The 23995-nt window shown below is 49.4% G+C and carries 21 protein-coding genes; 13 read left to right on the top strand and 8 right to left on the bottom strand.

Annotation, left to right across the window (positions count from 1 at the left end; translation table 11 throughout):
* Positions 1 to 236 precede the first annotated feature (236 nt).
* Both HP552_RS18210 and HP552_RS18205 read left to right on the top strand, forming a co-directional pair.
* Complete coding sequence (locus HP552_RS18210) at positions 237 to 1895, top strand: glycerol-3-phosphate dehydrogenase/oxidase (RefSeq protein WP_175396824.1); 1659 nt, start codon at positions 237 to 239, stop codon at positions 1893 to 1895.
* Between the two features lie 68 nt (positions 1896 to 1963).
* Positions 1964 to 2968 (top strand): Gfo/Idh/MocA family protein, encoded by a 1005-nt coding sequence (locus HP552_RS18205; protein ID WP_175396823.1) that lies wholly within the window; start codon positions 1964 to 1966, stop codon positions 2966 to 2968.
* A gap of 95 nt (positions 2969 to 3063) precedes the next feature.
* Here the strand turns inward: HP552_RS18205 and HP552_RS18200 are convergent, their stop codons facing one another.
* Entirely contained in the window at positions 3064 to 3336 is a 273-nt protein-coding gene (locus HP552_RS18200; RefSeq protein ID WP_175397069.1) for a winged helix-turn-helix transcriptional regulator, read from the bottom strand.
* 578 nt (positions 3337 to 3914) lie between these two features.
* Between HP552_RS18200 and HP552_RS18195 the strand changes: the two genes are divergently transcribed.
* Entirely contained in the window at positions 3915 to 4289 is a 375-nt protein-coding gene (locus HP552_RS18195) for a DoxX family protein (protein ID WP_175396822.1), read from the top strand.
* Positions 4290 to 4519: 230 nt separating this feature from the next.
* On the opposite strand, the gene HP552_RS18190 is transcribed toward HP552_RS18195, so the two are convergent.
* The 3 genes from HP552_RS18190 to HP552_RS18180 form a co-directional block, all read right to left on the bottom strand.
* Positions 4520 to 5038 carry an AbrB/MazE/SpoVT family DNA-binding domain-containing protein gene (locus HP552_RS18190; RefSeq protein ID WP_175396821.1) on the bottom strand — a complete coding sequence of 173 codons (519 nt, stop codon included), beginning with the start codon at positions 5036 to 5038 and terminating at the stop codon, positions 4520 to 4522.
* Positions 5039 to 5143: 105 nt separating this feature from the next.
* Positions 5144 to 5824 carry a CidB/LrgB family autolysis modulator gene (locus HP552_RS18185; protein ID WP_175396820.1) on the bottom strand — a complete coding sequence of 227 codons (681 nt, stop codon included), beginning with the start codon at positions 5822 to 5824 and terminating at the stop codon, positions 5144 to 5146.
* Positions 5821 to 6192, bottom strand: coding sequence for a CidA/LrgA family protein (locus tag HP552_RS18180; RefSeq protein WP_175396819.1), 372 nt, complete (start codon positions 6190 to 6192; stop codon positions 5821 to 5823). Before HP552_RS18180 ends, HP552_RS18185 begins: the two co-directional genes overlap by 4 nt.
* Before the next feature lie 164 nt (positions 6193 to 6356).
* On the opposite strand from HP552_RS18180, the gene cidR reads away from it, so the two are divergent.
* From cidR to HP552_RS18160, 4 genes are all read left to right on the top strand, one after another.
* Positions 6357 to 7250, top strand: coding sequence for a cidABC operon transcriptional activator CidR (gene cidR, locus HP552_RS18175; RefSeq protein ID WP_175396818.1), 894 nt, complete (start codon positions 6357 to 6359; stop codon positions 7248 to 7250).
* Positions 7251 to 7307: 57 nt separating this feature from the next.
* Positions 7308 to 8165, top strand: a complete 858-nt coding sequence (locus tag HP552_RS18170) for a carbon-nitrogen hydrolase family protein (protein ID WP_175396817.1) — start codon at positions 7308 to 7310, stop codon at positions 8163 to 8165.
* Between the two features lie 70 nt (positions 8166 to 8235).
* Positions 8236 to 8913 carry a GNAT family N-acetyltransferase gene (locus HP552_RS18165; RefSeq protein WP_175396816.1) on the top strand — a complete coding sequence of 226 codons (678 nt, stop codon included), beginning with the start codon at positions 8236 to 8238 and terminating at the stop codon, positions 8911 to 8913.
* A gap of 31 nt (positions 8914 to 8944) precedes the next feature.
* Positions 8945 to 9616, top strand: coding sequence for a GNAT family protein (locus HP552_RS18160; RefSeq protein ID WP_175396815.1), 672 nt, complete (start codon positions 8945 to 8947; stop codon positions 9614 to 9616).
* Between the two features lie 129 nt (positions 9617 to 9745).
* Here the strand turns inward: HP552_RS18160 and HP552_RS18155 are convergent, their stop codons facing one another.
* Positions 9746 to 11728, bottom strand: a complete 1983-nt coding sequence (locus tag HP552_RS18155; RefSeq protein ID WP_376768965.1) for an LTA synthase family protein — start codon at positions 11726 to 11728, stop codon at positions 9746 to 9748.
* Positions 11729 to 11887: 159 nt separating this feature from the next.
* Positions 11888 to 12385: an antibiotic biosynthesis monooxygenase family protein gene (locus tag HP552_RS35410; protein WP_175396814.1), complete on the bottom strand. Its 498-nt coding sequence runs from the start codon at positions 12383 to 12385 to the stop codon at positions 11888 to 11890.
* A 135-nt stretch (positions 12386 to 12520) separates the two neighbouring features.
* Between HP552_RS35410 and HP552_RS18145 the strand changes: the two genes are divergently transcribed.
* Both HP552_RS18145 and HP552_RS18140 read left to right on the top strand, forming a co-directional pair.
* On the top strand, positions 12521 to 14848 hold the full coding sequence (locus HP552_RS18145) for an ATP-dependent DNA helicase (RefSeq protein ID WP_175396813.1): 2328 nt from the start codon (positions 12521 to 12523) through the stop codon (positions 14846 to 14848).
* Positions 14849 to 14976: 128 nt separating this feature from the next.
* Positions 14977 to 16449 carry an alpha-amylase gene (locus HP552_RS18140; RefSeq protein WP_175396812.1) on the top strand — a complete coding sequence of 491 codons (1473 nt, stop codon included), beginning with the start codon at positions 14977 to 14979 and terminating at the stop codon, positions 16447 to 16449.
* Between the two features lie 84 nt (positions 16450 to 16533).
* Here HP552_RS18140 and HP552_RS18135 read toward each other — a convergent pair whose 3' ends face one another.
* The gene (locus HP552_RS18135; protein ID WP_175396811.1) at positions 16534 to 17280 is read right to left on the bottom strand and encodes an MBL fold metallo-hydrolase; all 747 of its coding nucleotides are present in this window, start codon (positions 17278 to 17280) and stop codon (positions 16534 to 16536) included.
* A 204-nt stretch (positions 17281 to 17484) separates the two neighbouring features.
* On the opposite strand from HP552_RS18135, the gene uxaC reads away from it, so the two are divergent.
* From uxaC to HP552_RS18115, 4 genes are all read left to right on the top strand, one after another.
* Entirely contained in the window at positions 17485 to 18927 is a 1443-nt protein-coding gene (uxaC, locus tag HP552_RS18130; RefSeq protein WP_175396810.1) for a glucuronate isomerase, read from the top strand.
* 199 nt (positions 18928 to 19126) lie between these two features.
* Complete coding sequence (locus HP552_RS18125; protein ID WP_175396809.1) at positions 19127 to 19669, top strand: MarR family winged helix-turn-helix transcriptional regulator; 543 nt, start codon at positions 19127 to 19129, stop codon at positions 19667 to 19669.
* Positions 19666 to 21393, top strand: coding sequence for an ABC transporter ATP-binding protein (locus HP552_RS18120; RefSeq protein WP_175396808.1), 1728 nt, complete (start codon positions 19666 to 19668; stop codon positions 21391 to 21393). Before HP552_RS18125 ends, HP552_RS18120 begins: the two co-directional genes overlap by 4 nt.
* Positions 21390 to 23276 (top strand): ABC transporter ATP-binding protein, encoded by a 1887-nt coding sequence (locus tag HP552_RS18115; RefSeq protein WP_281366081.1) that lies wholly within the window; start codon positions 21390 to 21392, stop codon positions 23274 to 23276. Before HP552_RS18120 ends, HP552_RS18115 begins: the two co-directional genes overlap by 4 nt.
* 66 nt (positions 23277 to 23342) lie before the next feature.
* Here HP552_RS18115 and HP552_RS18110 read toward each other — a convergent pair whose 3' ends face one another.
* On the bottom strand, positions 23343 to 23957 hold the full coding sequence (locus tag HP552_RS18110; protein WP_175396807.1) for a hypothetical protein: 615 nt from the start codon (positions 23955 to 23957) through the stop codon (positions 23343 to 23345).
* Positions 23958 to 23995 lie beyond the last annotated feature (38 nt).

Genomic DNA, 23995 nt, shown 5'->3' with positions numbered 1-23995 from the left:
ATTACATCCTTAGGCAGAACATCTTTTTGAAATTTTTTTGAATAATGTGTCATTTCAGGCCTTCACGCCGCTCAAAATGTGTGATAGGATTAAGGCACAAGTTAAAAAATGATGTCTGGAGATCGGGAGAGACCACGTACCGCTCAGCAATTGCTGTAGCGAATGACGTGGTCTTTTTTTGTTCTTTTACGGAGAATTTGTAAAGAAAATAAAGTCAATGAATGGGAGGCATACCGATGGCAGCAGCTTTCTCAGCAGGACTACGCAGTGAGTATCTTCAATCGATGGCGAATGCACATTTTGACATATTGGTGATAGGCGGAGGGATTACCGGGGCAGGCATTGCACTTGATGCAGCGTCCCGCGGACTTAAGACCGGGCTGGTTGAGATGCAGGACTTTGCGGCGGGTACGTCCAGCCGTTCTACCAAACTGGTACATGGCGGCTTAAGATATCTCAAACAGTTTGAAGTGAAAATGGTGGCTGAGGTAGGGCGTGAACGGGCAATAGTGTATGAAAATGGACCCCACGTGACAACACCGGAACCGATGCTGTTACCCATTTATACGGGAGGTACATTTGGCCGCTTCAGCACGTCCATTGGTTTGATGGTGTATGACCGGCTCGCTGGCGTAAAGCGCAGTGAACGTCGTGCAATGTTGAACGCCGGAGCCGTCTCGGATCGTGAACCTTTGCTGCGCCGAGAGGGACTGCTGGGCGGTGGGCTATATGTGGAATATCGGACGGATGATGCAAGGCTCACCCTTGAAGTGATGAAAGAAGCTGTGCGCCGCGGGGCACAAGCTGTGAACTATGTAAAAGCAGACGGTTTCGTGAAGGAACAAGGCAAGATCATCGGCATTCAGGCTACAGATCAGATAACAGGCCAGCATGTTCAACTAAGGGCGAGCAAGATCATCAATGCTTCGGGTCCGTGGGTTGATGAGCTGCGCAAGGTGGACGGTTCACGCCAGGGCAAAACGCTGCAGATGACGAAGGGGATTCATTTGGTGTTTGACGGGTCCAGGTTTCCGCTTCGACAGGCTGTTTATTTCGATACCCCGGATGGAAGAATGGTCTTCGCGGTCCCGCGAGATGGCAAAACATACGTGGGGACGACAGATACCGTCTTCAAAGATGACCCGGCCCATCCGCTCATTTCCGAAGCAGATCGGGATTATGTCATTGATGCGGTGAACGGCATGTTTCCAGAAGTTCAAATTTGTGCCGAAGATGTGGAGTCGGGGTGGGCCGGCGTGCGTCCGCTGATCCACGAGGAAGGCAAGGGGCCTTCCGAAATATCACGCAAGGACGAAGTTTGGGTATCGCCGTCCGGGCTGATCACGATTGCAGGAGGCAAGTTGACCGGGTATCGCAAAATGGCTGAAATGGTTGTTGATCTGGCTGCCCGCCAGCTGGAACAGGAGACGGGGAGATCCATAGGTCCCAGCATCACGAAGAAGATGCCTATCTCCGGCGGAGACGTCGGTGGTTCAGCCGGATTTGCTTCCTATTCAGAGCGCAAAATTAAGGACGGAGTTGCTCTGGGGCTGGATCGGTCTGCAGCGGAACGGCTGGCCCGTACCTATGGCTCCAATGTGGAAGCACTATACGAGCGCATGCCTGATCCGCGTGCCAAGGCTGAACGGCATGGCATGCCACAGGAACTGCTGCTCATGCTTGATTATGCTATTGAAGAAGAGATGGCTGTAACTCCGGCTGACTTCTTGGTGCGACGGACAGGGGATTTATTTTTTCGAATCCATGAGGTACGCAAGTATAAGTCGGCCGTTATTCAGTACATGGGTGAGCGGTTATGCTGGACGGATGAGCAAAAGAAATTGTACGAACAGGAGCTGGACCCGCTGATATTGGAGGCATCCGGCAAAAGGTAATGCAGGATTTCGATTCCGGGGGTCGAATGGAACATGTAAGCGCGTAACAAAGAGAGGGGATTACATCCATGACGTTACAGATCGGCATTATTGGAACAGGCTGGTTCAGCAAGGTTCATGCAGATATTTTGGCACGAATGGAAGGTGTTCGGGTGGCAGGTGTGCTAGGGACTACGCTGGAGAAGGCTGAGGCGATGGCTTCCGTATATGATGCAGTGGGTTACAGTGAGCTTGAACAGATGCTGGATGGAGAAAAGCTGGATGCGGTCTACATCTGTGTTCCACCGATGTCCCACGGTTCAATTGAAGCGGAACTGATTCGCCGCGGCATCCCGTTCCTCGTGGAGAAACCGCTGAGCACAGGGATGGACATCCCGCGCCAGATATTGGAGCAGGTGAAGGATAAAGGATTGCTTACTTCTGTAGGTTATCACTTCCGCTATCAGGAAGCGGCTCAAGTCCTGCGGGGAGCAATGAAGGATCAGACGGTAGGCATGGCACTCGGACGTTGGATGGGTGGTATGCCAGGAGTTGCCTGGTGGCGGCGTCAGGATGGGTCTGGCGGACAGTTTGTCGAGCAGACAACACATATTGTGGATCTGCTTCGGTATTGTGCGGGAGAAGTAACTGAGGTGTACGCCGTGGCAGCTCAGCGTGTGATGCATGAGAAACATGACCATGTTACGGTGGCGGATGTGGCGAATGTTACGCTCAAGCTGGAGAGTGGAGCCATCGCGAGCATTGCCAATACATGCCTGCTGCCGGATGGGGAAGGCGGGGCCGGACTTCAGTTCTATACCGATGCTGGCGTATGGGATTGGACACCGGACCGTCTATTGCTGCCGAGTGCTGCTGCCCATGCGATGGCAGGTCAGGAGATTCCGGCAGGACATAACCCGTATGAACGGGAAAATGAGGCGTTTATTCATGCCCTTCGTACCGGTGACCGTACACGGATTCTGTCTGACTATGCAGATGCCTGCCGTACACAGGAGATTACAACGGCTGCGTTGGTGTCTGCCGATTCGGGATTGCCGGTGCAGCTTAAGCCTGCCAAGAATCTCTCTCACTAATTCATTTCATTATTAAAAAGCCTGAATGGGAAACTGATCTGAGGAGATCAGCCCTGTTCAGGCTTTTTTGGTGTTACATATAAGCGATTACCTTACTATCGTTTCAGCCAGTCGGATGACCAGCCATAAATCTGATCGATGACCGGCTCAATAGCTTTGCCTTTGGGAGTCAGCTCGTATTCAACCCGGGGCGGAATTTCAGGATACATATGGCGGGTTACGATTCCTTCCATCTCCATTTCCTTCAAACGTTCGGATAACAAACGACCGCTAATGGCCATTTCCGCTTCCAGTTCCGTGAAACGCTTGGGTCCGGACAACAGCTGGTACATGATTAACAGGACCCACTTCTTACCGATGATGTCCATGGCCTGAGTGATCAAACAGGGACTTGGCGATTTTGCTTTTCTCAGCTTCAACGTGTTCACCTCGATTCACATAACGATGCTTGTATCTCATTTTGCATAATTCGATTCCAATCACTCCCGGGTACAAGATATAAACGAAAAGGTCATTTCGATCATATCTTGCCGGTTGGAAGTCGCTCACTGGATTTATGCTAAATGTTTGTATATAAAAGTGTCTGGCTTAATGCCACTCTGACGAAAAATAAGAAAACATTCAATCCAAAAAGTCACGACAACAACCCATGCAGCAACCCTTTTGTATGTATTATACACTATTTATCAAAAAATTACTTGAATAAATAATCTTATTATTATATACTCACTTCATAAAAGTAAGTTGGTATTCATTAATACCTATCATATGGAAACGGACTGTTTTGTCGGTTCACATGCCAGCATGAAAACCGAGTTGTCGCAAGACAGCTTTTACATAGATAGCATCTTGCAGATTGGACTGGAATCGGAATGCGCAGCAGGCAAGATGCTCAAGCTTTTCTTTTTGTCTAACCATTAGATTCGTTACAGGAGGAACATACATAATGAAAGTTATTGGATATATTGTACTGGTTGTTTTAGCGGGTGTATTTGTGATGACGGGGCTTAACAAAGTGATGGGTGCGGAGATGATGGTGCAGACCTTCGAAAGCTTTTCGTATCCGAAATGGACGATGTATCTGCTGGGAGCGGTAGAGCTGCTCAGCGCAGTAGGGCTGCTGATCCCGCGTACCCGCATGTTGGCAGCAGGGGTGCTGACGTTTATTCTGATTGGTGCGCTCGGCAGTCATCTGATCTACGGGCAATACGGGGCCATAGCTCTTCCGGCAGCACTGCTGGTTGCCACTATTGTCGTTCTGGTGATCGGTATGCGCAAGCTGGAGGAAGAAGAATCGATCCTGGAAGTCATTCAGGCGTAACAGCAGATCAAACAGTATAGATTAAATTAGTACAAGAGGACTGCTGTCATAAACAGCAGTCCTCTTTTGTTATGCTTTTCCTGGTCCGTACTTATTCTCTGGTGCTGAAGAAGTCAAAGACTGTCCTTATTAAAAAAAAAGAAGAACCCACACATCACAAAGGGTTCTCTTGCAGTAGGACTTCCTATAGAGGAAAATCTCCTGATTATAAATAATGAATTGAAATCGTACTATAGCAATTTCTTTAATTGGGAGACGCGTCCTTGGCTTATACCAAGCTTTTCCGCAATCTGCTGCTGAGCCAAACCAGGATTCTGTTCAACAATTTCTTTCATCTGTTGCAGCATGCGCGCCGTCTTGGGCCGCAGGTCAGGGTATTCAGTGCTGGCAGGTACAGTTCCTTCATCCCAAGTGGGAGAAGAGACTTTGGCGGAATCAGAAGCAGGACGCTCCACGGCTGCAGGAGCCTGTTTGTTCTGAGGAACGAACCATTCGGGAGAGTCATCCGGGTGTTTTAATTGAACAGCACACGTCCGGCAGATGAATTGCTCTTTGAAATACATATCCGTATCCATATCACCGCAAAACACACACAATGTTGATTTGTACTTTCTCAAAATCAACTCTTTCCCTTCAATGAAAAACTCAAGCGGATCGCCGATATGGATTTCCATCGTATCCCGCATCTCTTTGGGAAGGACAATTCGTCCAAGGCGGTCCAGAGATCTCTTCATTCCGGTTCTTTTCATCGCATCTCCCCCGCAATATTCGCTTATAAAACCTGTCCTTATTGTAAGGAAGAAAGGGCTTTAATACAACAATAATATTTCAAATAAAAGGGATAATTCCATCTATTATGGGAAAATAAGTTTGGAAAGAACGGGTGCAACCGCCAAAGTGAACAATGCAGCAAGTACCATGGAGATACTGGAGATGGTTCCTGTCAGGGAACTGAGCTCAAATGCCTTCGAGGTTCCTGTTCCATGCGCGCCCGTTCCCAGCAGGGTTCCGCGGGCAATCTCTCCGTCAATGCGGAGCACTTTTACGATGGAAGGGCCCATAATTGCACCCAGCAAACCTGTCATGATGACAAAAACCGCTGTAACTGCGGGGATGCCCCCAATGGTAGCCGAAACGTTCATGGCAATCGGTGTGGTAATGGAACGCGGAATCAGGCTATGGATCAGCCCGGAATCCAGCTGCAGCCATTTGGCAAGCAGGGCGGAAGACAGCACGGCAACCACCGATCCGGTCATCACGCTGAAGACGATCTCGGATATATGCTTTTTGAGTACATGAAAGAACGTATATAACGGTACGGCAAAAGCTACCGTAGCCGGTTGCAGCAGAAGGCTCAGCCATTTGCCACCACTGCTGTAAGCCTCATAATCTGTCCCGGTTGCGAGCAGAACGCCAACGACAAGCAGGGGCGTAATCAGCAGTGGAGACAGATAAACCTTGGGCAGTTGACGATACATGCGTTTGGCGATCAAGTAGATACCGACGGTTAATAACAGGCAGAGAAATCCAATCATCCGGTGTGACGCCCCTTTCTTTTCGCAATTCGTGTGGCAACCAGGCCCGTGCAGGCCATAACCAGAAATGTACTTAGCAGGACAATGAACAGAATTTGCAATCCGTCATGCTCCAGCATAGGCATGTAGTTCATGATGCCCACCGCAGAAGGAATGAAGAACAACAGCAGTTCACCTAGCAGCCAGGCGGCTCCGACTTCAATCCAGCGCAGCTTCACGACCCGTGTCTGAAGCAAAATGAACAGCACGACCATACCGAGTATGGAACCCGGCACAGGCAAATGGAGAAAACGGGCCAGCTGGTCCATAAGCAGTGAAAAGACCATGAGGAGAGCAACCTGCAGCACACCAAGTCCCCATTTTTTCACTTTAATTCCTCCTTATATCATCAACGTGAATGATTTGATTGTTTATGAAAATGAATGGAAACATACTTTGTTGTTACAAATTTTACATCGCATTCTTTCATGAGTAAAATGCATATTAAGAATGTTTTCTATTCCATTTATCTATGAGAGGCTGGAATCAGACGATGGATATCCGCCATTTGCAATATTTTCTGGAAGTCGCCCGGCAGCAGAGCTTTACCAAGGCGGCTGAAGTTCTGTTTATCACCCAACCGACGATTAGCAAAACCGTCAAAAGCCTTGAAGATGAGCTTGGCGTTACCCTGCTGGATCGGTATGGGAAGAAAGTCGAATTGACCGATGCGGGGCATGTCTTCTTCAGGCAGGCACTGGAGATCGAGAAGTCGTTCCGAAGTTTGTCGTCCGAACTCGATGATCTGATGAACCTGAAGAAAGGCCATCTGCGTATCGGTCTGCCTCCAATGGTGGGTTCCAGCTTTTTCCCCATGATCATTGGTGAATTTCATAAGGCCTACCCGCAAGTGAGCATTCAACTGTTTGAGGATGGTGCCAAGAAGGTCGAGGCTGATGTCATCAGCGGTGCACTGGATATTGGTGTTGCTGTGCTTCCGACGGTGGATGAGCTCGTCGATCATTTTGTTTTTGTGGAGGAAAAGCTGAATCTGCTCGTGCACCCTTCGCATCCGCTTGCGGGAAAAGAGTCGGTTGCTTTACGTGAATTGGAGCATGATGCATTCGTGCTGTTCAGGGAGGATTTTGCCCTGCATGATCGAATTATTGCTGCCTGTCAGCATGTAGGATTTCAGCCAAGGGTCGTCTATGAAAGCTCACAATGGGATCTGCTCAGTGCAATGGTCGCTGCCAATCTGGGTGTGGCGTTACTGCCGGAAACGATCTGCCGTGAGGTGGATCATATGCGTGTACGCATTATGCCCGTTGTGGAACCCGTGATTCCCTGGCAGCTCGGCATGATCTGGCGCAAGGACCGATATCTTTCTTTTGCCACCCGGGAGTGGATCGGGTTTACAAAGGCGATGTTGAGCGAACAAAGGAAATAGAAATTACTTCATTTCGTTGTTACAATGAGAGCAGAATAATGGTGGAGGTGGAGGAAGATGAAACTGCGGGTATCCGCTGTACAGTATCAATTGCAAACCATCAGCTCCTTTGAGCAGTTCGCTGCACAAGCCGAGCATTATATACGGACAGCTGACGAATTCGGAACCGAATTTGTGCTGTTTCCCGAATTTTTTACGACTCAGTTAATGTCTATCGGAGACAGTCAGGGCAATGCGCTGACAATTGAGGATTTGCCAGACTTTACGGAGCAGTACGAGCAGCTGTTCACATCGCTGGCTGCCAAATACAACATGCATCTGATCGGGGGAACCCACGTCATCAGACGCGAAGGCAAGCTGTATAATACTGCCCATATGTTCTATCCGGATGGACGTATTGCACGCCAGGCCAAGATTCATATCACTCCAACCGAAGTGCAGGAATGGAACATGGCACCGGGTGATGGATTGGAAGTGTTTGATACAGATAAAGGCAGAATTGCGATGTTGACTTGCTACGATATCGAATTCCCGGAGATCGTCCGTATGGCAAAAGCCAAAGGGGCTGACGTCATTTTCTGTCCTTCCTGTACGGATGACCGCCACGGATTCTACCGGGTGCGCTATACGAGTCATGCCCGCGCAGTGGAGAACCAGGTTTATGTTGTATTGACCGGTACGGTAGGCAACCTGCCGACAGTGGACTTCATGCGGGCGAACTACGGGCAAGCAGCGATCATTACACCGAATGATGTCCCGTTCCCCCCGCGCGGTATTCTGGCTGAAGGCGAAATTAACGACGATATGATTGTAACGGCCGATCTGGATCTGGACTTGCTCTACGAAGTGCGTGAGCGCGGATCCGTAACGACCTGGCGTGACCGCCGCACTGATCTGTATACAGATTGGGAGTAGTTTGCTGATCCGCCGATACTGAGGTATGAACAGTAATTGCGTTATCTGCTGAGAGGAGGAGAGGAACAGCATGTATCAAAAAGAAATGTTGATTACCGGTCCGGATCGAAACGGTAAGCCCGTTAAGGCTATCATTCGTCCATACCAGACGGGTGACTTCGATGAACTGATTCGCATCCAGGCCGAGAGCTTCCCTCCGCCCTATCCGGAAGAGCTGCTCTGGAATCATGAGCAGCTTGCCAGTCACATCGCAAATTACGCGGACGGCGCCATCTGCATTGAAGTGGAAGGAGAGCTGGCGGGGTCAATGACTTCGCTGCGAATACATTGGGACCCTTCACATCCGATGAGCCATACCTGGACAGAAGTGACGGATGACGGATACATCCGCAATCATCAGCCGGATGGCAATACGCTCTATATTGTCGATCTCTGTGTACGTCCGAAGTACCGCAAGTGGGGACTGGCGCAGCTCATGATGCAGGCCATGTATCATCTGGTGATTGCCGAGGGAATGGACCGGCTGCTCGGTGCCGGAAGAATGCCGGGATACCATCTGGTTGCAGACGAGATGACAGCTCAGGCGTATCTGGAGCAGGTCGTATCCGGCGAGATCCGTGATCCGGTGATCTCGTTCCTGCTGCGTTGCGGACGGATGCCCGTAGGTGTGACGGCCGATTATCTGGATGACGAGGAGTCCTGCAACTATGCAGCCCTCATGGAATGGCGCAATCCGTTCAAGTCATAATGGAACGCATATTAAGGAGGTAGATGAATCCATGGAATTTACTCGTATAACATCGATTAATGATCCCCTGTTTGCCCAGATGCACAAGCTGATGCAGGAGATTTTCCCGCCAGAGGAAGTACTGGACTTTCCGCTGTGGCAGGAACCGCTGGAAGACCCGGGCATTCGCGTATTTGTGGCTGTACACGAAGGAAACGTGGTGGGTGCGACAGAATACCGCTATTACGAAGACTGGAATGTAGCCATGACCGATTTTACGATCATCGGCCGCGAAGGACTAGGGATCGGCAGTTTCCTTGCCAATCATCGTAAACGTGACCTGCAGCAGCTTGCATCCGCGAACGGCAAGGAGTTGTTCGGCATGTTTGCCGAAATCTATAATCCATATCTGAGCCAGGATCATGAATTTGGCGGCATCAAACCAATGGACCCATATGTGCGCCGTGAAGTGCTGTCCCATCTCGGATATCAACGACTGGATTTCCCGTATGTTCATCCTTCCTGGCAAGGTGATGGGGAAGCGGTTGGGGGTCTAGATCTGTGCTTCATGCCAAGCCATGAGGAGCAGGGAGAATTGCCAGCCAGCCTGGTGGCCGATTTCCTGAATCGCTATTATGCCGTCCTGCCGAATAAGCCGCAGGAATGGCTTGCCATGGTAGACCAATTGCGTGCTAGAACTACGGTTCCGCTGCTGCCATTGTGATACTATAAAGCTTAGAATAACGCTCAGCCTACTATAGCTGTGAAATGAATAAAGCCCATGAAGCAGGATTCAATCCTGTTCCAAGGGCTTTTCGTGATTGTTTTATAATGTTGAATGATGGCTTGGGAATTACTCTTCCGTATTTCCATCAGGCAGCTGAATCAAATAACTGTTAGACAAATGCATGAGATCCAGAGCCCGTTCATACTCATCCTTCGTAATATAACGTTCAGAGGACGAAGAGCCCTCATCGGGAGTGGTTGTTGCTGGAACAGCGTTCTCTTCCGATGGGTCAGCTTCCTGATCCCCATTGTTCTCCACCTGTTGTATATCCTGCCTTCCGGCTTTGGCAAGTGAGTAATGGGTTCCGTCGCCATACCCTGTTTCCGGAATGAACAGTGAAGCATCGTTAAGCACTGAACCGGATGGAAGATAGTAGCGTTCCGGCAGCAGATTGCCTGACTCTCGCAGCAGATCCTGCCCAAAATGCAGCTGGTTTTGGAGAGAAGCTCCGGTCAGCCCGGCTATCGTTGGCAGAATGTCCACCTGTCCGCCAATCTGTTCGAGCTGTTTAGCAGGCGTAATGCCGGGTGCGGTAACGATAAGCGGGATATTAATCATGTCCGCGGATGTATATTCCCGGCCATAGATTTCCTTCATTAGTTCTTTGTCATCCCGATCCAGGGAGTAGATAGGCAGACCGAGATGATCTCCGTATACCACCAGCAGGCTGTTATCCCATAGTCCGCGTTGTTTTAAACCTTCAATTAATTGTCCCACTGCCTGATCGGCATAATGCTGGGATACCAGATAATCGCCAGGCAATGTGTCCTTGTACCGCTCTGGCAGTGTCAGGCTTACCTTGCTCTCCGGCAAATGGTAAGGGTGATGCGCAGACATGGAAATAATCTGTGCATAGAATGGAGAACCTGCTGCCTGCATCTCTTCAAGCTTGTCGAGTGTCTTCGTATACAGCACCTCATCCGATGCCGAGAAGGCAATGGAATCTTCTGTGCCGAAATAATTGATATCATAATATTGGTCAAAACCCAGTGCCTGATAAAGCTGATCACGATTCCAGAAACGAACATCATTGGTATGAAAAGTGGCTGTCTGATAACCGTCCGCGGACATCAGTTTGGGCAGACTTGGCAGAGCCTTATCGGCATAGACCGTAGATGCAGCTCCGTTTGGCGGGATATAGAAGGACGTGTTCACAACGAATTCGGCATCCGATGTATTACCCTGGCCTACCTGTTGATAGAAATTGGGGAAGTAGAGACTCTCCTCTGCAAGACGGTTGATATTTGGTGTGACTTCCTGTCCATCCACCTTAAGTCCGATCAGGAAATTCTGAAATGATTCGAGTTGGAGGACAATCACATTCCGGCCCTTGGCTGCTCCCGCATCCACAACGGCGTCGATCTCGGTCGTTTGTTTAATCTGATCAATGTAATCCTGATCGATTGTATCCAGGGGCACAGGCTTGTCAGGTCGATCCGCCAGAATGGTATACGCTTCGTAACCGAGAATCCCCATTTGTTCCGCTTGTGTAATCTCGCTCATGCTTGCACGGTTCGGATATATATTGAGCATGCAGATTACCAGGGACATGATGAGAATTACAGAGGCAACCCGTCGTCTGCTTCTGCGATCCAGAGGTGCTTTTTCCGGACGTTCGGCAGCGCCAAGCTTGATCCGACGTCGGATCAATATGCCACTAATAATGAGGATATCCGCAAAAATAAACAAGTAATACGGGTCCAGCAAGGAGAACATGCTGCTCTTAACCGAAGTCACCTGATTAACCTGCGCGAGGGCGTGATAATTGACGATAACTCCATAATATTTGTAATACATAATGGCAGCGAAGAAAATGCCTGACAGCACCAGATTCAGTGCAAGATAGGCCCACATCCGCCTTTTGCCTGCGAACCACTCAATGAGACAGAAGCAGATCCAGATGAGCGGCAGCTCGGTAAGCAATGGTTTCCAGACCGGAATATCATCAAAGATGACGATCCAGGCCAGGGAGCTTTTGATAATCATAATAACGGTGAACAATATAAACGGTCCGCTTAGAAACCGGGTGAGTGAACTGCGTGACAACATAACCGCCTTCCCTTCCGAAGTTTCATTTAACAAGTATTATGCTACCTCATGGTATGTTGTGTCAAAAATACGAAATAGAAAAGCCCCTCCCATTCAGGAAGAGGCCATACGATCCACTACATAGACTGTTCGGAAACTTGGGGTTCATGAATTTATCAATTATTCTATCGTGTATGTCGTAACAAAAGAAGCTCTAGGGAACATGGCTGGTTTCTGCGCGGTCAGCCCTTCGCTCGTACTGCGGTTGCGGTGAGCGTGGTTGTATGCCTGAGACTGCTGCCAGTCTTTGAAGTGATTCTCTGACTCCCAGAGGGTAAGTACAACATACGTATCATCCTTCAGGGGTCGGAGCACACGGATACCGACAAAGCCAGGCTCGTCCTCCACTTTGCGCGCACGGTTTTTGAACCGTTCCTCGAAGTCGACACGGCCGTCTTCCGTAACAGGGATATTATTCAAAACAGCAAAGCTTCCGCCTGTCCAGGAGCCTGCGGCATCAAATGCCTCATATGCGGCTACGCTGTCATTCGGCTCAATATTCATCAGACGTTCTGTCGTTTCAATGGCAAGGCGAACCTGCTCCTCGCTCCGCAGGGTCAGATGCGGATATGCAGCGAGCACGTCCGGAATCGGGGAAGGAACCAAATATATATACATGGAAGCTGCCTCCTTAAATGTACGTTCCCCCTCAACATAGCATATGGGGAGGGACGAGTCCAATCTGCGGAATGGCTGGTTTGGTCAGGTCTTTTCATGATAAAGTAGGAAGACTAAAACAGAACGGGTGATCGCATGTTAAATACCATTCGAATATCAGTCAGGCCTTTGGTTGAATATGTATATCGCAGCGGCAGCATTCGTCCCGGATTCCGCTCCAATGCATCGATGCAGGAAGGAACACGGATTCATCAGCGGGTGCAGAAGGATTATACGGAAGAAGATCTGAAAGAAGTCGTGCTCGAAGCTGAAATCCAGCATGGGGATTTGATCTATGTAGTGGAAGGACGTTGTGACGGCCTGATTCGTCTGGAGGGTCAGCTCACAGTGGATGAGATCAAATCAACGGCCAGCAGCCTGGACGATTTGGGTGACGGACTTCCGGTCCACTGGGCGCAGGCCATCATGTATGCATATATGTATGCTGTTCAGCATGATGAGCCCCGAATGCAAGTGCAGCTCACGTATATTCAGACCGTGACCAACCAGGAGAGAAGATTCCGCCGCATGCTGGAACGTCAGGAGCTAGAACAATTTGCCGCAGACGTCATCGCTGGATATGCTCCGTATGCCGAGATGATCGCTGCTTACGAAGAGAAGCGTGATATCACGGTAAAAGAACTTCCGTTTCCGTTTCGAAAATATCGGGAAGGGCAACGCAAGCTGGCAGGAGCGGTGTATCAGACCATTCGTGAAGGCAAAGGATTAATGGCGAAGGCGCCTACCGGAATTGGCAAAACGATGTCTGTATTGTTTCCTACCGTCAAGGCCATTGGTGAAGGTGAAGCCAGTCGATTGTTCTATCTGACGGCGAGAACCACGACACGGGTTGCAGCAGAAGAAGCTTTTGCAAGGATGCAGGCAGAAGGGCTGAACATGCATGTCATCAGTTTGACTGCAAAGGACAAGATCTGTTTCAAGGAAGAGGAAGCATGTGATGCCGGACAGTGTGGCATGTGTGAAGGGTATTATGATCGTATTAATGGGGCCGTGCTGGATATGCTGGAACATGAGACGTTAATGACTCGCCCGGTTATTGAACAGTACGCACGCAAGCATCGGGTATGTCCATTCGAATTTTCGCTCGATGCAGCGTACGCTGCCGATGCTGTCATCTGCGACTATAACTACATTTTTGATCCGCGTATATCTCTGAAACGCATGCTGGAGGAGCAAAAACGCAAAACCGTGCTGCTGGTCGACGAGGCACACAATCTGGTCGATCGCGGCCGAATGATGTTCTCGGCAGAGCTGGAGAAGGCTGTTTTTCTGGATGTCAAAAGGGAGTTTCAAGCGCTGGGCAACGGTGTGACAGCCGCGAAGGCCATTACTGATCATGCCAGGGCCATTGATAAATACCTGATTACCCTTCGCAAAAACGGAGGTGACGAGGGCAAGCTGCTGCAGCAAGAGGCGCCGGAAGAACTGATCGAATTGCTGGAGCCGTTTGTCATGGTTGCAGAGCAGAACCTTGTTGAAGGCGGTTCAGGAAATGCCGAAACAGATCAGCTGCTGCTGGATGCCTACTTCACGGCACAGAATTTCCTGCGTATTGCCAAGCTGTATGATGAACGATTCGTCACCTATGCCGAATGTGTGCGAAGTGAAGTGAGGGTGAAGCTGTTCTGTCTCGATCCATCCGTGCTTCTGCGTCAGACGGCGAAGGGATTCCGCTCCATCATTCATTTCTCGGCAACCTTGTCGCCGCTGCGTTATTACCGGGACATGCTTGGTGCGGAAGAAGAGGATTATACCCTGCGTATTCCTTCCCCCTTCCAGCGGGAACAATTGGATGTAAGGCTGCTGCCGTTATCCATCCGCTACAAGGACCGTGAACGTTCCAGACAGCCGATTGCAAACATGCTGCGCCAGCTGGTAGCCGAGTGGCCGCGCAGCAACCTGCTTGTCTTTTTCCCATCATATCCTTATATGCGTGAAGTTTATGAAACCTACATGCAGTTCCCCGCAGAGGCTGATACGGTTATGCAGGAGCAAGGCATGAATGATCTGGAACGGGAGCAGTTTTTGAATGCATTCCAGCCCCATCCGGAACGAACGCGATTGGTATTTGCGGTGATGGGGGGCGTGTTTTCGGAAGGGGTGGATCTGCCGGGCGACCGTCTAAACGGCGTTGTCGTCGTGGGTGCTGGACTTCCTCAGATTGGGCTCGAAAACAACGTACTTCGTGATTATTTTGACCGTTCAGGGCGCAATGGCTTCAATTATGCCTATGTTTTTCCCGGTATGAATAAAGTGCTGCAGGCAGGCGGCAGATTAATTCGGACGGAAGAAGATACCGGTGTGCTTGTGCTGGTGGATGATCGTTTCACCCAGGAACCATATCGTTCCCTTCTGCCGGAGGAGTGGCAGGACTACAAGCGCATTTCGCCGTCGTCCGGATAACTTCTCGGTTTAAGTGATTGAAGCATGGGTCAAAAAGGGTATTACTTGGATAGCAAACGAACGAACAAGGGCGAATACATATCCGTTCCAACGTCCGCTTCGAAAGCAATCAAGGAGGTCGGTTTTTGATGAAGAGAAATCATACGATGATGCAGTTTTTTGAATGGCATTTGGCTGCAGACGGTAAGCATTGGAAACGACTGGCCCAAATGGCTCCGGAGCTGAAAGCCAACGGCATTGATTCGGTATGGGTGCCCCCTGTGACCAAGGCCATTACCCCGGAAGATACCGGCTATGGTGTTTACGATCTGTACGATCTGGGTGAGTTCGACCAGAAAGGCAGCGTACGAACGAAGTACGGAACCAAACAGGAACTGGTGGAGGCCATTGCCGAGTGTCAGAAAAACGGCGTGGCCGTTTATGTCGACCTGGTGATGAATCACAAGGCAGGTGCGGACGAGAAAGAAGTTATCAAAGTGATTGAAGTGGATCCCAATGACCGGTTGAAGGAAATTTCCAAACCATTCGAAATTGAGGGCTGGACCAAATTCACGTTCCCGGGCCGTGGGAACCAGTATTCTTCCTTCAAGTGGAGCTCCGAACACTTTAACGGTACGGACTTTGATGCAAGGAAAGAACGCAATGGCATATTCCGCATCGCAGGTGAGAACAAGAACTGGAATCAGAATGTCGATGATGAGTTCGGCAACTATGACTACCTGATGTTCGCTAACATCGATTACAATCACCCCGAGGTCCGCAAGGAGATGCTCCAATGGGGAAAATGGCTGATCGATACGCTGCAGTGCAGCGGTTTCAGGCTGGATGCGATCAAACATATCAACCACGAATTTATCAAGGAATTCGCAGCAGAGATGCTCCGCAAGCGGGGGCAGGATTTCTACATCGTAGGCGAGTTCTGGAATTCCAATCTTGACGCATGCCGTGAATTCCTGGATACGGTGGACTATCAGATTGACCTGTTCGATGTATCTCTTCACTACAAGCTGCATGAGGCATCACTGGCAGGAAGGGACTTCGATTTGTCCAAAATTTTCGATGACACGCTGGTTCAGACGCATCCAACGCATGCCGTAACGTTTGTCGATAATCATGATTCCCAGCCGCATGAAGCGCTGGAATCGTGGATTGATGACTGGTTTAAACCCAGCGCGTACGCACTGACCCTGCTGCGTCGTGACGGGTACCCGGTTGTCTTTTACGGGGATTACTATGGAATTGGCGGTCCGGAGCCCGTTGAGGGCAAGAAGGAGATTTTGGACATTCTGCTGTCTGCCCGCTATAACATAGCTTATGGGGAGCAGGAGGATTACTTCGATCATCCCAATACGATTGGGTGGGTACGCCGTGGCGTGAAGGATTTGCCGGGTTCCGGTTGTGCGGTAGTAATCTCCAATGGGGATGATGGCGAGAAACGAATGTTTGTCGGCGAGCACCGCGCGGGAGAAGTGTGGACGGATCTGACACATAGTTGTGAAGATAGCATCACCATCGAGAAAGACGGATGGGCTACTTTCCATGTGTGTGGCGGAGGTTTATCCGTATGGGCTTTGCCTGGCGAGGAAAGTGCAACAGAGTAAGATATTTTTGAAATAAGAAGATATAAACGGTTAAAACCACCTGAGACGGCGATGGTATGCCAACAGGTGGTTTTTTGTGCATATTTACATATCCAGCTCAAAGGATTCCAATGTGCCGACCATACGCAGGTCATGCTCGCGGTTGAACCGTTCCCGGTTACTCACATCTGCATATTCGTCATGATAATGCATTAAGACAGTCTTTTGCCTTACTTCCGCAGGCAGCTGTTCCAGGTCCTTCAATGAGGTATGTGATTTGATCACCAGATCATGCATATGACATTCATGGAAAATCAGCTGCACATCAGGGGCAGCTTGCTCCACTCGTTCCTGATCCAGCGTGCTATCTGCACTATAGTAGAAGTAGGGCTTTGCAAGAATGCCATTGCTGACCATGCCCGGAACGTGCTGTGTGCGGAAGGTCTCAAACGTCACGCCGCCCAATTCAAATGTGCCTCCATCCGGCAAGGGTACGATATCATAATAATCACTCATCGTACGCTCGCCATCCGTTGTGTAGCGCATGCCTGGGGAAAGAATACTCCATAACGGCTCAACTAGCTGTTCGTGGATAAACAGGCGTGGTTTGCGGTCACCCACAATTTGTGCGTAATATCCGAGCATCTGTACTCCATTAATGTGATCTTCATGCAAATGGGTGATAAATACATTATGGATATCGGTCATAGGAAACCCATACTCTTTAAGGGCTTTGGCATTCGATTCCGGAAAATCAATAACCAAATGGGTTCCTCCAAATTCGGCCAGCATGCTGTTGTGGTACTGCTCCACACTGAACATATCCCCTGTACCCAGAAATGTAATTTTCATCGATTTCATCTCCTTCTATCATCTTCAGATCAGCATATATACCACTAAAATCAGTATACATTGTTGCAGGACATATGCCTAAATCAACCTTTTTTGAATACGCTATCATTTTTTATTGAACTTTGAGAGGAAACAGTGTAGCGTAAAGCTTGGGATGTGTACCCATATGAACGTAAACTCACCTAAAGGGAGCGTGCGAAGCGAATGAAGTCTTTTTTGGATGAACAATTTTTGCTGCACAATGAGACGGCTGTCAAGTTATATGAGGATTATGCCAAGGACATGCCGATTATTGACTATCACTGCCATCTCAGTCCACAGGAGATCTACGAGAACAAAACATTTGGCAATATTACAGAAGCCTGGTTATACGGGGACCACTACAAATGGCGCTTGATGCGAGCGAACGGAATAGAAGAACGATACATTACCGGCGGCGAAGGAGTGACCGACTATGATCGCTTCCTGGCTTATGCCAAAACGGTACCGATGATGATTGGCAACCCGTTATATGCCTGGTCTCATCTGGAGCTGCAGCGTTACTTCGGGGTGTATGAAGTGTTGAACGCAGACAGTGCTCCAGTGATCTGGGAAAAAGTAAATGCCAAGCTGAACAGTGAGGGATTTGGCGCACGTGACCTGATTACGAAATCCAATGTCACTGTTGTGTGTACTACCGATGATCCCTGTGATTCCCTGGAGTATCATCTGAAGATTCAGGAGATCGAAGGCTTTGATACTGCGGTGCTGCCTTCTTTCCGTCCGGACAAAGGACTTGAACTGAACCGGGATACCTTCATCGAATGGGTGGGCAAGCTCTCTCAGGCTTCAGGTACAGCCATCTCCGATTATGATTCATTCCTCTCAGCGCTGGAATCCCGGGTGGAGTTCTTCCATTCCGTAGGAGGCAGAGTGTCCGACCATGCGCTTGATTATGTGCCATATGGCAAGGCAACAGGGGAAGAAGCGGCGGCCATTTTTGCCAAAGCACTTGCAGGTCATCAAGTGAGCCGGGAGGAAGAGGACAAATATAAGACCGTCACGCTGACCTTCCTGGGCAAACTGTATGCACAGCGAGGATGGGTGATGCAGTTCCACATCAATGCGGCCCGCAACAATAACAGCCGGATGTTCGCTCAGCTTGGACCGGATACCGGATACGATGCCGTGAATGATACGCCGCTGTCCTCAGCGATGATCGGTCTGCTGGATGCATTGGAGCAAGAGCAGGCACTGCCAAAAACAATCCTCTACTCCTTGAATCCACGGGATAATGAGGTGCTTGCAGCCATTATCGGCAGCTTCCAGGGTGGTGGCATTCCGGGTAAAATTCAGCTTGGCGCAGCATGGTGGTTCAACGATACCAAGGACGGCATGCTCGCTCAGATGAAGGCACTGGCGAATGTGGGTCTGCTCAGCCGCTTTGTGGGCATGTTGACAGATTCTCGCAGTTTCCTCTCCTACACAAGGCATGAATATTTCCGCCGTCTGGTCTGCAACCTGATCGGGGAATGGGTGGAACAAGGAGAAGCGCCGCATGACATGGATCTGCTTGGTCAGATTGTTCAGGGTATTGCCTACAACAATGCCAAGGAGTATTTCCCGTTCTCCTCTGCGCTCAAAACCGTTTCTGCTTCGCAGTCATGATTAGCTAAATTCATTCAAAACCGTGGCGGTCTGCCACGGTTTTTTTGGTGTAATTTAGTCATTTGACTTTCACCGTTGATGGAAATATAATTAGTAGACCTAATTAATTGATATACTATTTAATTGATTAACTATTTAATAGTAACCCTATATTAATTGAGAATGTACTGAGAATGTTAAAAAGGAGGAGGAACCATACATGACGGATCTGGATCCGGTAGCCCAGAAGCTGCTGTATTCCATCATGCAGTTTAATAAGGGTAAATGGAGACACCATAAACCCCATGGGCGTAACCATAATGAAATTATGGTGTTGGCGTGTTTGCTCCACGGTTCACATCCGGGAGAACGTCTGGATTGGAGAGATAATCCTCCCGATTTCGAGGGAGAGTTGAATGAAAATCAACAGGGACTGAAGGTATCGGAAATCAGTGCGTTGCTGCGAGTGAAATCGCCTACGATTACCCCTGTAATTCGTGGCCTTGAAGACGAGGGATTGGTTAAACGAACGATGGATCCGGAGGATCGCCGTGCCGTGCGCATTACAATTACGGAAGCGGGCCGTGACATTATACGGGCTGCTCACGAAGAGCGCATGCAAATATTCAACAGACTGGTTGAGCATCTGGGAAAGGAAGACAGCACTCAGCTAGCTGAGCTGCTGACGAAGGTATATACCTTTTTTGATACACTCGCTTCCCTGCAAAAGGAGCAATCGACAGAAGGAGATGATACGCCATGATGAAACTGTTTCGCATGCTCAAGCCATATCGAATCCCCATTATATTCATTTTGGGTCTGGTATTGCTGCAATCGCTCGCCGAGCTGTACCTGCCAACCTTGATGGCCGATATCGTCAATTTTGGTATCGTCAAAGGAGATGTCCCGTACATCTGGCAGATTGGTGGCTGGATGCTGGTGATCGCCATCGCGGGAACGGCTTGTTCCGTGATAGCCAGTTACCTCTCATCCCGTACAGCAGGTGGATTTGCCAAACAATTGCGCAGCCGGGTATTTCGCCATGTGGAAAATTTCTCGCTGCAGGAGTTTGATAAACTCGGCACAGCTTCACTAATTACACGTACAACGAATGACATTACACAGGTTCAAAACGTATTAACGATGATGCTGCGCATGATGATTATGGCTCCGATGATGTGTATCGGTGGTATCTTTATGGCCGTATCCCAGGACGCCAAATTATCCACCATTTTTCTCGTAGTCCTGCCTGTACTGGCTGGAGCCATTGCACTGATTGGTGCTAAAGGTCTCCCCTTGTTCAAACAAATCCAGAAGAAGCTGGATCGGCTCAATCTGGTTTTGCGTGAACAATTAACAGGCATTCGGGTGGTTCGTTCCTTCAATCGGGGAGAACATGAGCGCGTTCGTTTCAACGGGGCGAACACGGATCTGAGAGATGCTTCCATCAAGGTCAACGTGCTGATGGCGACATTAATGCCGGTTATGATGCTGGTCATGAACTTCTCGATGATTGCCATTCTCTATTTCGGTGGACAGCGCATAGACAGTGGAAATATGGATATCGGTTCCCTGATTGCGTTTATCCAGTATGCGATGCAGATCATGTTCTCGCTGATTATGGTTTCCATTATCTTTGTCATGATTCCAAGAGCTTCTGCTTCCGCAGAACGGATCAACGAAGTGCTGGATATGCAGCCAGACCTCAGTGATCCCGAGCAGCCTCGCAGCATGAAATCCCTGCAGGGCACCATTGAATTCGACAATGTTACATTCCGTTATCCGGGAGCAGAGAATGCTGCACTGTCAGGCATTTCGTTTACAGCCCGTCCTGGTGAGACAACAGCCATTATTGGCGGTACGGGATCAGGGAAGTCCACACTGCTCAGCCTTATTCCTCGTTTCTATGATGTAACGGAAGGCAGCGTACGGGTAAACGGTACGGATGTACGTGAACTTAGTCAGGAGGATTTGCGAGCGAAAATTGGCTTTGTGCCGCAAAAGGCAGTCCTCTTCACGGGCACGATTGCGGAGAATATTCGCCACGGCAAGGATGATGCCACGATGGAGGAAGTCATCCATGCGGCTCGGACCGCTCAGGCGGAGAACTTCATCTCTGAGATGAAAGACGGGTATGACAGCCTTATTGCTCAAGGTGGTAATAACGTGTCTGGCGGACAGAAACAGCGTTTGTCCATTGCACGCGCACTTGTTCGCCGCCCGGAAGTTTATATTTTTGACGACAGCTTCTCCGCTCTGGACTTCAAAACAGATGCCAAACTTCGTGCTGCGCTGAAATCCGAAACGACTGAAGCGGCAGTACTCATTGTTGCACAGCGAGTAAGCACAGTTATGGATGCAGATCGGATCCTGGTGATGGATGAAGGACGCATTGTCGGTTCCGGCACACATAAAGAGCTGCTGGCGAATAATGAAGTGTACCGTGAAATTGTATCATCCCAGCTGACAGAGGAGGAGATCGCATGAGTGAACGTACCGGACAAAAAAGCAAATCACCTCGTTCCTCTGGCGGACCAGGACATCCGGGAGGCGGTATGGGCATGCGTCCACCGGGTGAGAAGCCGAAGGATTTTAAAGGTACTCTGCGGCGGCTGATTCATTACCTCCAGCCACACCGTTACCGCCTGCTCGGTGTACTGGTTGCAGCGATTCTGAGTACCGTGTTCAGCATTATCAGTCCGAAGGTCATGGCTGAAGGAACCGATATATTGAGTCAAGGCGCCATTGCCATTCTGCAGGGCATTCAGGGGGCAGGTATTGATTTTCCTGCATTAATGAAAGTGTTGTATCTGCTCTTGGGATTGTATCTGTTCAGTGCAGCATTTATGTATATTCAGCAATACCTGATGGCTGGCGTTGCCCAGCGTGTTGTATATGACATGCGTGAGCAGATCAGTGCCAAAGTTGGCCGGCTGCCTCTGAAATACTTTGACTCCCGCACCCATGGGGAGACGCTCAGCCGGGCGACCAATGATGTGGACAATATCAGTAATACGCTTCAGCAGAGTTTGGCACAGTTTATTACTTCTGTCGTAACGATTGTTGGGGTAATCATCATGATGCTGACGATTAGTCCTTGGATGACACTGATTACCATTTTGACACTGCCATTAAGCGTAATCGTTGTGATGCTGGTGGCATCCCGTTCGCAAAAACATTTTGCTGGTCAGCAGAAATCACTTGGCGAGCTGAACGGACATGTCGAGGAAATGTACACTGGACATAAGGTCGTAAAAGCATTTGGACGCGAAGAACAATCGGTAGAGCAATTCGAGAAGGTCAATGAAGAGCTGTATGAATCCGGTTGGAAAGCCCAATTTATCTCAGGGATCATCATGCCGCTCATGAGCTTTGTCGGTAACCTGGGTTATGTCCTGATCTGTGTGGTCGGCGGGATCTTTGTTACACGCGGAGCCATCTCGATCGGGGATATTCTGGCCTTCACGCAGTACTCTCGTCAATTCACACAGCCGATTAACCAAATTGCGAACATTTCTAATATCATTCAATCCACCATCGCTTCGGCGGAGCGGGTATTTGAATTGCTGGATGAAGAGGAAGAAGTGGCTGAGTCCAACCAACCCGTGCAATTACAGCAGCCTAAAGGTGCGGTTGCGTTCCAGGGTGTTAACTTTGGATATAAACCGGATGAACTTCTTATCAAAAATATGAACATCGATGTTAAACCGGGTCAGACCGTAGCCATTGTGGGACCAACTGGAGCCGGTAAAACAACCTTGATCAACCTGTTGATGCGTTTCTACGAAATTCAGGATGGCCGGATCACGATTGATGGTGTTGATATCCGGGACATGGAACGCGGTAAACTGCGCAGCCTGTTCGGAATGGTCCTTCAGGACACATGGCTGTTCAATGGAACCATTCGGGATAACATCGCCTATGGACGTGAAGGTGCATCAGAAGCGGAAATTGTTAAGGCAGCCGATGCGGCGCATGCCGATCACTTTATCCGTACATTGCCTGATGGTTATGATACAGTGCTGAATGAAGAAGCATCGAATATCTCTCAGGGACAAAAACAGCTGCTGACAATTGCTAGAGCCATTTTGGCGAACCCATCCATTCTTATTCTGGATGAAGCCACGAGCAGTGTGGATACACGGACCGAGATCTTTATCCAGAAAGCGATGAATGACCTCATGAAGGATCGCACCAGCTTCGTGATTGCTCACCGTTTGTCTACCATTCGTGGCGCGGACCTCATCCTCGTCATGGATCACGGTAATGTAATCGAACAGGGTAATCATGAGGAATTGATGGCACAGCAAGGATTCTATGCGGATCTGTACAACAGCCAGTTTGCAGAGCAGCAGCCACAGGCAATCTGATTGCATTCGATATAAATGAATAGCCGGGACTGCCCTGAGGGGTGTCCCGGCTATTTGTGTTGCGCATCATTGTTTCTGCCGTGAAGTTAATCTCTGTTCTTTGGACTCCGCCACAGGTTTGTCTTCAGAATCATGGGCATCCGTTTTCTCCTCCAGCTTCTCGTTCGTATTCGCTTCATCAAGCGCAGCAGGCGCGGGTTCGCCCGGAATCCGCTCACGCTGTTCGATCATGCGTTTCACAACCTCATAACAGTCATCGACATGTTTATTCCCCACATAGCGCATGGCTGTGAAACTGAGAGCTGCGGCGAGACCTTGGCCTGCAAGCGGGACGAACTTGGCAACGGATTTGGTGGCTACACGTACCCCGACCCGTTTGAGTACATGTACAACAAGTTCCTTCGTTACCATGCGCCCGATCACTTTGCTTCCGATGGACATTACGAATCCGTAAATCATGGACTTGGTCTCGGGGTCCATGCCATCGAGTTGTTTTTGCGACAATCCAAATTTATTGTTAATGGCAGGCAATAGCTGCATAAGCATCCCCACATCGGCCAGTACGTCTGTGCCAGGTAAAGGGACGAGAGTGGTACCCGCGGAAGCGGTAGCTCTTTTGCGGACCATCGTACGGCATTCCTTGCGAACTTGCTCCAATTGTTCCAACGTTGCCGGAATCATAGGGAATCCCTCCATTCGTATATGGTATAGATATAACC

It is taken from the genome of Paenibacillus xylanilyticus (assembly GCF_013359935.1).
GTDB lineage: Bacteria > Bacillota > Bacilli > Paenibacillales > Paenibacillaceae > Paenibacillus > Paenibacillus xylanilyticus.
Note: the sequence above shows the minus strand (reverse complement) of the source record. Positions and strands in the feature narration are given on the sequence as shown.

Excerpts from the sequence above, each read along its gene's own strand:
- HP552_RS35410 (WP_175396814.1), bottom strand. The coding sequence starts at position 12,385 with ATGTATATATATTTGGTTCCTTCCCCGATTCCGGACGTGCTCGCTGCA.
- HP552_RS18155 (WP_376768965.1), bottom strand. The coding sequence starts at position 11,728 with ATGTTGTCACGCAGTTCACTCACCCGGTTTCTAAGCGGACCGTTTATA.
- HP552_RS18195 (WP_175396822.1), top strand. The coding sequence starts at position 3,915 with ATGAAAGTTATTGGATATATTGTACTGGTTGTTTTAGCGGGTGTATTT.
- HP552_RS18110 (WP_175396807.1), bottom strand. The coding sequence starts at position 23,957 with ATGATTCCGGCAACGTTGGAACAATTGGAGCAAGTTCGCAAGGAATGC.
- HP552_RS18170 (WP_175396817.1), top strand. The coding sequence starts at position 7,308 with ATGAAACTGCGGGTATCCGCTGTACAGTATCAATTGCAAACCATCAGC.
- HP552_RS18160 (WP_175396815.1), top strand. The coding sequence starts at position 8,945 with ATGGAATTTACTCGTATAACATCGATTAATGATCCCCTGTTTGCCCAG.
- HP552_RS18115 (WP_281366081.1), top strand. The coding sequence starts at position 21,390 with ATGAGTGAACGTACCGGACAAAAAAGCAAATCACCTCGTTCCTCTGGC.
- HP552_RS18200 (WP_175397069.1), bottom strand. The coding sequence starts at position 3,336 with ATGGACATCATCGGTAAGAAGTGGGTCCTGTTAATCATGTACCAGCTG.
- HP552_RS18135 (WP_175396811.1), bottom strand. The coding sequence starts at position 17,280 with ATGAAAATTACATTTCTGGGTACAGGGGATATGTTCAGTGTGGAGCAG.
- HP552_RS18125 (WP_175396809.1), top strand. The coding sequence starts at position 19,127 with ATGACGGATCTGGATCCGGTAGCCCAGAAGCTGCTGTATTCCATCATG.
- HP552_RS18210 (WP_175396824.1), top strand. The coding sequence starts at position 237 with ATGGCAGCAGCTTTCTCAGCAGGACTACGCAGTGAGTATCTTCAATCG.
- HP552_RS18120 (WP_175396808.1), top strand. The coding sequence starts at position 19,666 with ATGATGAAACTGTTTCGCATGCTCAAGCCATATCGAATCCCCATTATA.
- HP552_RS18145 (WP_175396813.1), top strand. The coding sequence starts at position 12,521 with ATGTTAAATACCATTCGAATATCAGTCAGGCCTTTGGTTGAATATGTA.
- cidR (WP_175396818.1), top strand. The coding sequence starts at position 6,357 with ATGGATATCCGCCATTTGCAATATTTTCTGGAAGTCGCCCGGCAGCAG.
- HP552_RS18165 (WP_175396816.1), top strand. The coding sequence starts at position 8,236 with ATGTATCAAAAAGAAATGTTGATTACCGGTCCGGATCGAAACGGTAAG.
- HP552_RS18140 (WP_175396812.1), top strand. The coding sequence starts at position 14,977 with ATGAAGAGAAATCATACGATGATGCAGTTTTTTGAATGGCATTTGGCT.
- uxaC (WP_175396810.1), top strand. The coding sequence starts at position 17,485 with ATGAAGTCTTTTTTGGATGAACAATTTTTGCTGCACAATGAGACGGCT.
- HP552_RS18190 (WP_175396821.1), bottom strand. The coding sequence starts at position 5,038 with ATGAAAAGAACCGGAATGAAGAGATCTCTGGACCGCCTTGGACGAATT.
- HP552_RS18185 (WP_175396820.1), bottom strand. The coding sequence starts at position 5,824 with ATGATTGGATTTCTCTGCCTGTTATTAACCGTCGGTATCTACTTGATC.
- HP552_RS18205 (WP_175396823.1), top strand. The coding sequence starts at position 1,964 with ATGACGTTACAGATCGGCATTATTGGAACAGGCTGGTTCAGCAAGGTT.